The sequence below is a fragment of the Paucihalobacter sp. genome, assembly GCF_036825875.1.
Lineage (GTDB): Bacteria > Bacteroidota > Bacteroidia > Flavobacteriales > Flavobacteriaceae > Paucihalobacter.
Genome location: NZ_DAISXK010000012.1, coordinates 1 through 12546 on the forward strand (window position 1 = coordinate 1; position 12546 = coordinate 12546).

A 12546-nucleotide genomic window follows, 5' to 3' on the forward strand; every position below is an offset into this window, starting at 1 on the left:
ACCTCCTGCTCCCAAAGCAGGCGCGATGACCGGGCTACGCTACACCCCGAATTTCGGTTTGCAAATATATGGCTTTTTATTACCTTAAAAGAATAATTATAATTAATTTTAAGCTCCAAAATAATTTCTTATGAACGTCCTATTTAGATTACCATTAATATTTTCACTTTTTATGTTTTTTGCCTGCGCACAAGACAAAAACCCAGTAAATACAAGCCATACTCATGAAGTAGTTGTAGCTGATTTGCAAATTCCTTGGGGTTTTGTATTTCTTCCTGATGGTTCAATTCTGTATTCTGAAAAAGCGGGACAACTTGTGAAATTCAAAAATGACGAAAAAACTACCATTGAAGGTTTGCCAGAAATTTATGTAAGAGGTCAAGGTGGATTAATGGATATTTTATTGCATCCGAATTACAATGAAAATGGCTGGATTTATTTCACCTACGCTTCATCTGACGATCCTGAAATTGGTGGAAATACTGCAGTTATGCGTGCAAAATTAACCGAAAACACGCTCACAAATCAAGAAGTATTATACAAAGCAACACCAGATTCGAAACGTGGGCAACATTTTGGATCCCGTTTGGCTTTTGATGCGCAAGGTCATTTGTATTTTACTGTTGGTGATAGAGGTGACAGAGATGTTAACCCACAAGACATTACCAGAGACGGCGGAAAAGTTTATAGAATCAATGACGACGGCACGATTCCTGCCGACAATCCATTTGTAAATGAACCAAATGCTGTAAAGGCAATATATTCATACGGACATCGTAATCCGCAAGGCATGGCTGTTCATCCTGAAACTGGGGAAATCTGGACGCATGAACACGGTCCAAGAGGCGGTGATGAAATCAATATCATCAAAGCTGGTAAAAATTATGGCTGGCCTGTGATTAGCTACGGTATCAATTATAATGGTACTTCATTTACAGATTTCACCGAAATGGATGGCATGGAACAACCACTACATTACTGGGATCCATCAATTGCACCCAGCGGAATGGCCTTTATTTCAAGTGATAAATATCCTGGTTGGAATGGTGATTTATTAGTTGGAGCTTTGAAATTTGAATATTTAGATAAGTGCACCATCGAAAATGGAAAGGTCACCAAAGAAGAGCGCTTACTAGACGGACTAGGTCGCATTAGAACCGTAGTTCAAGGACCCGATGGATATATCTATGTTGGTATAGAAAACTTAGGAATCGTTAAATTGCTACAAAAATGAATTTAAAACGCTTAGTTGCCATCTGTTTCATTTCTATATGTTTAAACCTCAATTGTCAAAATAAACCCGAATCAAAATTAAGCAGCAATATGGCCGAAAGTATGGAAGAAGGCCGTATCATCTACAACGATTTTTGCATAAGTTGCCATATGGCAAATGGCGAAGGTGCTGGAAAAGTTTTTCCGCCTTTAGCGAACGCAGATTATCTGAGAGACAATCAAATTGAAAGTATCAAAGCCATAAAATTCGGAATGTCCGGAGAAATTACTGTGAATGGTAAAATTTATAACAGTGTTATGTCTCCCTTGGGTCTATCCGATCAAGAAGTTGCCGATGTAATGAATTACATAAATAACAGCTGGGGAAATAGCAAAGATCATTTTTATACCAAAGCTGAAGTTTCAAAAATCAAACCCTAGAATTTAGAGCAAAAGCTTATTTTTGTAGCTGTACTTATAAAAAATTAATTATGCTCATCATTGGTATAGCAGGTGGCACCGGATGTGGAAAAACCACAGTCGTTTCTCAAATATTAAACGAACTTCCTGCTGGAGAAGTTGGTGTGATTTCGCAAGACTCCTATTACAAAGACACTTCCCACCTCAGTTATGATGAGCGTGTTGCTATCAATTTTGACCACCCAAGATCCATCGATTTCGAATTGCTCGAAGAGCATCTAAAGGAACTTAAAAAAGGCCGAATCATCAATCAACCCGTATATTCTTTTGTAAACCACAATCGCACCAGCGATATTATTGTTACACATCCAAGAAAAGTAATGATTGTTGAAGGCATTTTAATACTTACGCATCCAGAACTTAGAAACATGTTTGATATTAAAATATACGTTCATGCCGATAGCGACGAAAGATTAATAAGACGCTTAAAAAGAGACATTAATGAACGCGGAAGAGATATAGACGAAGTGCTCGCAAGATATCAGAATACGCTGAAACCAATGCACCAGCAATTTATCGAGCCTACGAAAGAATACGCCGATATTATCATCCCAAATAATAAATACAATACAGTTGCAGTTGATATAGTAAAAACCATCATAAACGAACGCTTGCTATATGACCAAAACAAAGTCTAAATTAAAATACCTTAAACCACTCAAAAATCCATTTGTTATCATTTTGATAATATTTGTGGTGTGGATGACATTTTTCGATGCAAATTCGTACCTTATCCATAGAGAGCTGAACAAAGAAATCAGTGATTTAGAGCTAGAAAAAAACTACTACAAGCGTGAAATAGAGACCGATAAAAAAGCTATCAAAGAACTATCAGCGGAAGAAGGAATGGAAAAATTAGCACGTGAAAAATACTATATGAAAAAAGAAAATGAAGATATCTATATTATAGAATACGAAGATAGTATTGCAAAATCGGATCAAAAATGACAAAACAACTTTTTGACATATTTCCTGAAGTTTCTGCAGCGCAATGGAAACAAAAAATTCAATATGACTTAAAAGGTGACGATTATAATAACACCTTAATTTGGACTAGCAATGAAGGTATTAATGTAAAACCGTTTTATCACCCTGATGATTTTTCATCCATTAATCAAGATGGGGCTTCAACGCATAAAAAATGGAATATCAACCAGACAATTTATGCAGGTAACTCCCAAATGGCCAATAAAAAAGCATTAGAAGCCATAGAAAAAGGTGCAGAAAGCATTAAGTTCTTAATTGCAGACAATTCAATAAATATCAACCAACTTCTAAAAAATATAGACCTTACTAAGACCATCGTTTATTTAGATTGTTTGTTTCTGTCTCCAGACTACATAAAAGCTATTTCAAAAAATAACTTAGACAGCCTTATTATAACCGCCGACATTATTCAAAATCTATGTAAAACAGGTAACTGGTATAAAGATTACACCTTTGATCAAGCCAATTTCATAGAAATAATAAAAGCAACAAATACTATTACAATAAACAGTTCGCTTTATCAAAATGCTGGCGCTAATATGGTTCAAGAACTTGCCTACAGTTTGGCGCACGCATATGAGTATTTAAACCTTTTAAATAATGAATTCAATGAAAGCCAAAAACAAACTTTAAAAGTTGTTTTTGAAATCTCCGTTGGAAGTAATTACTTTTTTGAAATCGCAAAAATAAAAGCACTGAGAATACTTTGGAAAAGCTTGGCTGAGGAATTTAGCGTAAATTCAGATTGTATCATTTTTGTAACTCCAAGTAATAGAAATAAAACTATTTACGATTACAACATCAATATGTTGCGCACTACCACTGAATGCATGAGCGCCATATTAGGTGGTGCAAATACTATTTGCAATTCACCTTACGACGCTATTTACCACAAAGACAATGATTTTGGCGAACGTATTGCTAGAAATCAGCTGCTCATTTTGAAACACGAAAGCTATTTTGATAAGGTGACAAATGCCGCCGACGGCACCTATTATATTGAAAATTTAATCAATCAGCTTTGTGAAAAAGCACTTAATTTATTTAAAGATATTGAAGCAAATGGTGGATTTCTATCCCAATTAAAATCAGGAACCATTCAACGTAAAATAAAGGAAAGTGCACAGTTAGAACAAGCGCAATTTAACAAGGGTGAACTAATTTTACTAGGCACCAACAGGCACCCAAATCCGGAAGACAAAATGAAACATGAACTTGAATTGTTTCCTTTTGTAAAACGAAATCCAAGAAAAACCTTAATCGAGCCCATAATTGAAAAAAGATTGGCCGAAGAAACCGAACAAAACAGACTTAACAATGAATAGTAATATAACCCAATACTTCTTATTAATTTTTTGCCTTTTAGCACTAACAACATCCTGTATAGATGATGTTAACCAACTAAGTAACTGGGGTAATGATCCTGCAACAAATGATCTTCCCGGTAATTATCATTTTTTAGAAAAACAAGGTATTAAGATTTTTCTTCCTGAAAAATTCAATAGAGTCAACAACTACGACTTTAAAAAATATGCAGACTCCTTAGGTAAAAATTACGCCTATAGTTTTAATATTCACCAACCAAAAGAAGCACTTTATAAAGACACAAATTCGTACACTTACATCGATAAATCAAACCAAGAAACCTATTCCATTACAGTACTTCCACAACAAAAATTTGTGGAAGCAGATGCAAAAAATTTATTAACAACCATCAGAGGTTACCAAGATAATGCCATTGGAAAATCAAAAGTAAATTTTAAAAAACAAACCGCTATGTTTTTCGACAATAGTGGTGTTCAAATTTTTAAAACGGTATATAAGGTTGAAAATAAAACCCTAAAAACTGAGAGCTTTCATTATAGTTATTTTCTATCCAATAAAAATCACACGGTTTTTGTAAACCTGACTTCACCTAATGAAGAAGAAAATTTTGACTTATATCTGCAAAAAATGATTTTGTAATGGCCCGAAAAAACATTCAACATATCAAATTAAAATATCTCGAAAAGTCATCGGATTTCATTGAAAACGTTGATCAAAATCATTTTACAACTGCCGAAGGCATCCAATTAAAATCCCAATACTCAAAAGACGATTTAAAAGATGTTGAACATCTAAATTTCGCAGCAGGAATAGCGCCGTTTCTTCGCGGTCCTTACAGTACCATGTTTGTAAGAAGACCATGGACCATCCGTCAATATGCCGGTTTTTCAACTGCCGAAGATAGCAATGCTTTTTATCGCAGAAATTTGGCTTCAGGTCAAAAAGGGCTTTCAGTAGCCTTCGATTTAGCAACGCATCGTGGCTACGATTCCGATCATGAACGCGTAATTGGCGATGTTGGTAAAGCTGGCGTAGCTATAGATTCGGTTGAGGATATGAAAATTCTTTTTGATCAAATTCCGCTCGACCAAATGAGCGTTTCCATGACCATGAATGGCGCTGTATTACCCATTATGGCATTCTATATTGTGGCAGCAGAAGAACAAGGAGTTACGCCAGCAAAGCTCTCTGGTACCATTCAGAATGATATTCTAAAGGAATTCATGGTGCGTAATACCTACATTTATCCGCCAACACCATCGATGAAAATTATATCAGATATTTTTGAATACACGAGCAAAAACATGCCTAAATTCAATAGTATCAGTATTTCTGGTTACCACATGCAGGAAGCAGGTGCGACTTGTGATATAGAACTGGCCTATACTTTGGCTGACGGATTAGAATACATACGAAAAGGCCTTGAAACAGGCATGGATATTGACACTTTTGCCCCTAGATTGTCCTTTTTCTGGGCGATTGGCATGAATCATTTTATGGAGATAGCTAAAATGAGAGCTGCTAGAATGCTATGGGCAAAAATTGTAAAACAATTCAATCCAAAGGATGAAAAATCTTTAGCATTGCGTACCCATTGTCAAACATCGGGGTGGAGTTTAACTGAGCAAGATCCGTTTAATAATGTTGCACGAACTTGTATTGAAGCTAGTGCCGCAGCTTTTGGCGGCACCCAAAGTTTGCATACCAATGCTTTAGATGAAGCCATTGCATTGCCAACCGATTTTTCAGCGAGAATTGCTCGAAATACCCAGATTTACTTACAAGAAGAAACTAAAATCACCAAGACTGTTGACCCTTGGGCTGGTAGTTATTACGTTGAAAAATTAACACATGATATTGCTCAGAAAGCTTGGACTTTAATAGAAGAAGTTGAAAGTTTGGGTGGCATGACCAAAGCCATTGAAGCTAGCATTCCAAAATTGCGTATTGAGGAAGCTGCTGCCAAAAAACAAGCCCGAATTGACTCAGGACAAGATATTATTGTTGGCGTCAATAAATATAGACTTTTAGAAGAAGATCCTATTCAAACTTTAGAAGTTGACAATCAAAGTGTGCGCAACCAACAAATTGAAAAATTAAAACAAATTAAAGCGCAACGAAACAAAGGTCAAGTAGAGAAGGCACTTTCAAATCTTTCGGCTGCTGCAAAAATTATCAGTGAAGATTCTGAGGTCTCAAGCCCGGAGCAAAGCGATAATTTATTAGCTTTAGCCGTAGAAGCTGCTAGGCATCGTGCCACATTAGGCGAAATAAGTGATGCATTAGAAGTAGCTTTCGGTAGATATAAAGCTCAAATTAAATCCTTTTCAGGCGTGTATAGCAAAGAAATTAAAGACGACAGTTCGTTTAAAAAAGCCAGAGAACTTGCCGATAAATTTGCCGAACAAGACGGTAGAAGACCGCGCATAATGATCGCAAAAATGGGACAGGACGGTCATGATCGCGGCGCAAAAGTAGTGGCTACTGGCTATGCAGATGTTGGTTTTGACGTCGATATCGGACCGCTTTTTCAAACACCCAAAGAAGCAGCCAAACAAGCCGTTGAAAATGATGTTCATATTCTAGGTGTATCCTCTTTAGCGGCTGGTCATAAAACCCTCGTACCACAAGTTATACAAGAATTAAATAATTATGGCAGAGATGATATTATGGTGATTGTCGGAGGTGTTATTCCAAAACAAGATTACCAATTTTTATTCGATGCTGGCGCTATCGCTGTATTTGGTCCAGGCACTAGAATTAGTGATGCCGCCATCCAAATTTTAGAGATTTTGATTGATTAATTTACTTTAAAATATCCCAAGGTAAACCATCAATAATGCCGTTATTACGGGTAATATCATTAACAAAGATGTTAGATAAATTATTAAATTTATCATTGGAACATTATTGTTTGTTTTTTTTAGAATTTTTCATACAATTTAGAGCCATTATTTATGGGACAAAATTAAATACATTTATACCACTGAATAGCATCAAAATTACCCATTGCTACAACTAGATTAATCTTATATACTATTTGTTAACAGTATTTTATGATTTACGAACCTCAAATATAAGTATCAAGTATCTCAAATGAAGTTTCGAACATCTAACTGAAAAACTAGAGTTAGTGCGCGTAATGTTAACTATTATAAAATTTATGCTTTACTGTAGTATATTTAATTGGCTCACAACACTGAGCATATTTAATCATTTATAGATACCATTGTTAACAATTTCGGTTTTTTAAACTCATAATTAATCGTATTTTTAACCTTTGAAAAACCAAATCAATTAATGGGTAAAATCATTGCTATTGCCAACCAAAAAGGCGGCGTTGGAAAAACAACAACTTCTGTAAACCTTGCGGCTTCACTCGGTGTTCTAGATAAAAAAGTGCTACTTATAGATGCCGATCCTCAGGCCAATGCCTCTTCGGGTTTAGGTATTGATGTTGATAGCGTAGAAACTGGGTCTTATCAACTCCTAGAACACACAGCTTCGGCCGAAGCTTGCATTATACCTACCAATGCGCCAAACGTAGAAATTATTCCCGCACACATAGACTTAGTCGCCATAGAAATAGAACTTGTTGATAAAGATGAACGCGAATACATGCTTAAAAAAGCGATCACAAATTTAAAATCATCTTATGATTTTATTTTAATTGATTGCGCACCATCGCTAGGTTTACTGACGCTAAATGCCTTAACAGCAGCCGATTCCGTGATTATTCCTATACAATGTGAATATTTCGCGTTGGAAGGTTTGGGGAAATTACTAAATACCATCAAAAGTGTCCAAAAAATTCACAATGCAGAGCTAGATATTGAAGGCATGCTCTTAACTATGTTCGATTCAAGGTTAAGACTTTCTAATCAAGTAGTTGAAGAAGTTCAAAAACACTTCAGCGATATGGTTTTTGACACCATTATTCAGCGTAATGTAAAACTCGGCGAAGCACCTAGTTATGGTGAAAGTATAATCAATTACGATGTTGGAAGTAAAGGTGCCTCAAATTACCTTAGTTTGGCACGTGAAATTATCAAGAAAAATGATGCATAATGGCCAAAGCAATCAAAAAACAGGCATTAGGTAGAGGACTTTCAGCACTGCTTAAAGATCCATCAAACGACATAAAAAGCATTCAGGATAAAAATGCTGATAAAGTTGTAGGGAACATTGTAGAATTAGATCTTGAAGCTATTGAAATAAATCCATTTCAGCCGCGTACAAACTTCAACGAAGAAACGCTTTTAGAACTTGCTTCTTCCATTAAAGAACTTGGCGTTATTCAGCCGATTACAGTTAGAAAAATAGAATTCAATAAATACCAACTGGTTTCTGGAGAACGTCGTTATAGAGCTTCTAAACTTATTGGATTACAAACCATCCCTTCATATATTAGAATTGCCAACGACCAAGAATCATTGGAAATGGCCTTGGTTGAAAATATTCAACGTCAAGATTTAGACCCTATTGAAATTGCACTGTCGTACCAAAGATTAATAGACGAAATCGCCCTTACACAAGAACAAATGAGCGACCGTGTTGGGAAAAAACGATCAACCATAGCCAATTATTTACGCTTGTTAAAACTTGACCCAATTGTACAAACTGGGATGCGAGATGGCTTTATATCTATGGGACACGGCAGAGCAATCATAACAATAGAAGATCAAACTAAACAGCTTGATGTTTACGAAAAGATTATTAGCAATCAATTATCGGTGAGGCAAACTGAAGCTTTGGTTAAGGCTATGCAAAATCCTTCTTCCAGTACACCAGCGCCTACTACCGAAACACCTAAGCATATCAAAAAAGGTATTAAAGAATTTTCGGAATACTTTGGCCATAAAATAGACGTTAAAGTAGCTAAGAATGGAGCTGGAAAAATTACAATCCCTTTTCATTCAGAAGAAGATTTTAGCAGAATTATTAAACTTGTGAAAGGTGCCAAATAAGGTTTTTTATTTATTCTTATTAATTAGTGGCTTTGGTTTTTTCGGCCAAGCTCAAAATCCGAATGATAGTACATCGATTGCTATAGACGAAAAGTTAATTGTAATTAATGAGCCTTTGGTCGGCAGAGTTATTGATCCACTTGCACCCTCAAAAGCTGCATTTTATTCAGCAGTATTGCCCGGACTTGGACAAGCTTATAACAAAAAATACTGGAAAATTCCTTTAGTTTACGCAGCTATCGGAACTGGTGCTTACTTTTACGTTACTAATACCAATGAACTAAATAGATTCAGGGATGCGTATAAAAATCGCCTTGCAGGATTTAATAACGACGAGTTTTGGGGCGTTGACATAAACGGTAATCCGAATGCATCACCAAGAATAGACAGCGATGGTCTGGTGCGTGCGCAACAAACCTTTAGAAGAAATCAAGAATTGTCCCTCTTAATTACCATCGGTTTTTATGCCTTAAATATTCTTGACGCCAACATCGATGCACATCTTTTGCAATTTAATGTTGACGAAAACTTGGCCATAAAACCCCATATTCAATACAACCAAATGGAAAACAGTTCAGATTTAGGACTCACCTTAAATTTCAAATTTTAATATGAATATTGCATTACTTGGCTACGGAAAAATGGGTAAAGTAATTGAAGCGATTGCCATAGAACGCGGTCATAACGTCGTATTAAAGGTTACCAATGAAACTGGCGCGTATAATCTAAATGATGTAGACGTTGCCATTGATTTCAGTGTACCTTCTGCAGCAGTTGAAAATATCAGCAATTGTTTAAATAATAGCATTCCTGTTGTTTCAGGAACCACCGGTTGGCTAGAACATTACCAAGATATGGTAAAACTTTGCCATGTGAATAATGGTAGTTTTCTTTACGCTTCCAACTTTAGCATTGGCGTTAATATTTTCTTCGAAATTAATAAACGACTCAGCCAACTCATGACTGATCACGTTAATTACAAAGCGTCTATTGAAGAAATTCATCATACACAAAAATTAGATGCACCTAGCGGTACGGCCATTACTTTAGCAGAGACAATTCTAACAAATACCAACTATAAGAAATGGTCTTTAGAACCAAAACATAGTGATGAATTGCCAATCATAGCCAAGCGAATTGAAAATGTTCCCGGAACCCACGAGGTTTCATATGTTTCAGAAATAGACAGCATCTCCATTAAACATACAGCTCACAGCCGACAAGGTTTTGGACTTGGCGCCGTGATTGCTGCTGAATGGATTGTAGATAAAAAAGGTGTCTTTTCAATGAAAGATGTCTTAAACATTGGCTAATTAAACTATTTTTGAAAAAATTATCAAAGAAAACAATATCGCATGACTTTAAATAATTGGTTAATCCTAATTTTTGCAATTCAAATCATTCATGGTCTTGGCACTTGGAAGCTTTACATAAAAGCAGGCAGACAAGCTTGGGAAGCCTTTGTCCCAGTTTACAATGCAGTGATTTTAATGAGAATCATCAACCGACCTTGGTGGTGGACCATATTGTTATTCTTACCAATTGTGAATCTCATTATGCTACCAGCAGTTTGGGTAGAAACCGCTAGAAGTTTTGGAAAAAATAGTTTAACCGATACCATATTAGCTATAGTTACTTTAGGTTTCTATAATTTTTACCTTAATTATGTTGCGGATGTCAAATATCTTGAAAACAGAGATTTAAAGCCAACATCGGCCGCTGGTGACTGGATTAGTTCAATTTTATTCGCTATAGTAGCCGCTACAATTGTACACACCTATTTTATTCAGCCGTTTGTAATTCCAACGTCTTCATTAGAAAAAACATTGTTGGTGGGCGATTTTCTGTTGGTTAGCAAAATGCATTACGGTGCACGTGTACCGATGACAACCATCGCGGCGCCAATGGTTCACGACACTTTACCAGTGGTCAAAATCAAATCTTATGTGCCCAAGTTTGAATTGCCTTACTTGAGATTTCCAGCTTTTCAAAAAATAAAAAATAACGATATTGTAGTATTTAACTGGCCAACGGATACCATGCTTGATATGCGGCATACGGATAAATATTACTACAAACCCATCGATAAAAAAACGAATTACGTAAAACGATGTGTGGCCATTCCTGGTGATACACTTGAAATAAAAAATGGTTTTGTTTGGATAAATGGCAAACAAAATGATTTACCAGACCGCGCCAGAATTCAGTTTTCCTATAATATTGAATTTAAACGACAACTGGCTGGTGCTGACTTGTACAGAATACTTCAAAAATATGATATAACCGATGGTCTGGGCTTTGACTCACAAAATCAGGTATATATAATTCCAGCCGCCACCGCTGAAAATGTTGCCAATCTCAAAAACCATCCAGATGTGGCGAGTGTTACAGTTAGAAAAGATACTGAAGGCAATCGGGCTTCAGGTATCTTTCCAGAAGACGCCAGTTACAATTGGAATAACGACTTTTTTGGTCCCTTATACATGCCTAAAGCAGGCGAGACTATTCAACTTACGGTTGAAAACCTACCTCTTTATAAACACGTTATTACACATTACGAAGACCATAAAATTTCTGTAAATGGCAATCAAATTTTGATCGATGGCCAGGTTGCCAGCAATTATACCTTTAAAAAAGATTATTTCTGGATGATGGGTGACAATCGTCATAACTCACAAGATTCTCGGGTTTGGGGAATGGTGCCACATGATCACGTTATAGGAAAACCCGTTTTTAAATGGATGAGCATCAAAGGCATTAATGATGGTATAAAAAACTGGAGTATTAGATGGGATCGTGTTTTCACAACCGTTGGTGGCGAAGGCAAACCACGTTCTTTCTTCATTCCATTTTTGGTCGTATTGGCTCTTTGGTTTGGCTATAGCAGCTGGAGAAAGAAAAAGAAACAAGCCTAGAACTTAGGTAGATGCGCATGACTGCACTACTCCACCCAACTTATTTTCCAAATGTTGCCCATATGGCAATCATGCTGCAAAGCGACGTGATTAATTTTGAATACTGTGATACCTACGGAAAACAAACGTATCGCAATCGATGTTGTATTATGCGTGCCAATGGTTTATTGCAATTAAATATTCCTGTTATTCACTCACAAAAAAACAGACAACTTTATAGTAACGTAGAAGTATCGCATGCCGAAAAATGGCAACTTACACATTTAAAATCCTTAGAGACTGCTTACCGAAAATCGCCTTTTTTTGAGTTTTACATCGATGACCTAAAACCACTTTTCACCAAAAAAGTAAGCAATTTATATGAATTTAATATAGATTGCTTAAAAGTGATTTTTGAATGTCTACAACTCCCATTAAACTTCAGTTTAACCCAATTTTTTGACCAAAATACACGACAATATTTAGATGCCAGAACACTCGTGTTTTGTAAAAAAGAAGTGAATCAATCTTTTGAAAATTATATTCAAGTGTTCAGCGACAAGCACGAATTTATCGGTAATTTAAGTATTCTTGATCTGCTTTTCAATGAAGGACCAAATACCGTAAATTATCTAAAATCGCAAAACGTTAATTTACAATGACGGCATTTTTTATTCATT

The 12546-nt window shown here is 36.0% G+C and carries 13 protein-coding genes; all 13 read left to right on the forward strand.

Annotation, left to right across the window (positions count from 1 at the left end):
- Positions 1-130 precede the first annotated feature (130 nt).
- Complete coding sequence (locus V7Z48_RS05250) at positions 131-1234, forward strand: PQQ-dependent sugar dehydrogenase (RefSeq protein WP_334112349.1); 1104 nt, start codon at positions 131-133, stop codon at positions 1232-1234.
- Complete coding sequence (locus tag V7Z48_RS05255; protein WP_334112350.1) at positions 1231-1653, forward strand: c-type cytochrome; 423 nt, start codon at positions 1231-1233, stop codon at positions 1651-1653. The genes V7Z48_RS05250 and V7Z48_RS05255 overlap by 4 nt, the downstream gene beginning before the upstream one ends.
- 50 nt (positions 1654-1703) lie before the next feature.
- Positions 1704-2330 (forward strand): uridine kinase, encoded by a 627-nt coding sequence (udk, locus tag V7Z48_RS05260; protein WP_334112351.1) that lies wholly within the window; start codon positions 1704-1706, stop codon positions 2328-2330.
- The gene (locus tag V7Z48_RS05265) at positions 2311-2640 is read left to right on the forward strand and encodes an FtsB family cell division protein (protein ID WP_334112352.1); all 330 of its coding nucleotides are present in this window, start codon (positions 2311-2313) and stop codon (positions 2638-2640) included. Before udk ends, V7Z48_RS05265 begins: the two co-directional genes overlap by 20 nt.
- The gene (locus tag V7Z48_RS05270; protein ID WP_334112353.1) at positions 2637-4004 is read left to right on the forward strand and encodes a methylmalonyl-CoA mutase subunit beta; all 1368 of its coding nucleotides are present in this window, start codon (positions 2637-2639) and stop codon (positions 4002-4004) included. Before V7Z48_RS05265 ends, V7Z48_RS05270 begins: the two co-directional genes overlap by 4 nt.
- Positions 3997-4644, forward strand: a complete 648-nt coding sequence (locus V7Z48_RS05275) for a hypothetical protein (RefSeq protein ID WP_334112354.1) — start codon at positions 3997-3999, stop codon at positions 4642-4644. Before V7Z48_RS05270 ends, V7Z48_RS05275 begins: the two co-directional genes overlap by 8 nt.
- Positions 4644-6809, forward strand: a complete 2166-nt coding sequence (scpA, locus tag V7Z48_RS05280; protein ID WP_334112355.1) for a methylmalonyl-CoA mutase — start codon at positions 4644-4646, stop codon at positions 6807-6809. Before V7Z48_RS05275 ends, scpA begins: the two co-directional genes overlap by 1 nt.
- Positions 6810-7305: 496 nt before the next feature.
- Entirely contained in the window at positions 7306-8073 is a 768-nt protein-coding gene (locus V7Z48_RS05285; protein ID WP_334112356.1) for a ParA family protein, read from the forward strand.
- Complete coding sequence (locus V7Z48_RS05290) at positions 8073-8972, forward strand: ParB/RepB/Spo0J family partition protein (protein WP_334112357.1); 900 nt, start codon at positions 8073-8075, stop codon at positions 8970-8972. Before V7Z48_RS05285 ends, V7Z48_RS05290 begins: the two co-directional genes overlap by 1 nt.
- Positions 8962-9582, forward strand: a complete 621-nt coding sequence (locus V7Z48_RS05295; protein ID WP_334112358.1) for a DUF5683 domain-containing protein — start codon at positions 8962-8964, stop codon at positions 9580-9582. The genes V7Z48_RS05290 and V7Z48_RS05295 overlap by 11 nt, the downstream gene beginning before the upstream one ends.
- A gap of 1 nt (position 9583) precedes the next feature.
- Positions 9584-10285, forward strand: coding sequence for a 4-hydroxy-tetrahydrodipicolinate reductase (dapB, locus tag V7Z48_RS05300; RefSeq protein WP_334112359.1), 702 nt, complete (start codon positions 9584-9586; stop codon positions 10283-10285).
- Between the two features lie 42 nt (positions 10286-10327).
- Positions 10328-11887, forward strand: a complete 1560-nt coding sequence (lepB, locus tag V7Z48_RS05305) for a signal peptidase I (RefSeq protein WP_334112360.1) — start codon at positions 10328-10330, stop codon at positions 11885-11887.
- 17 nt (positions 11888-11904) lie between these two features.
- A complete protein-coding gene (locus V7Z48_RS05310; RefSeq protein WP_334112361.1) occupies positions 11905-12528 on the forward strand; it encodes a WbqC family protein in 624 nt (207 codons plus the stop codon).
- Positions 12529-12546 lie beyond the last annotated feature (18 nt).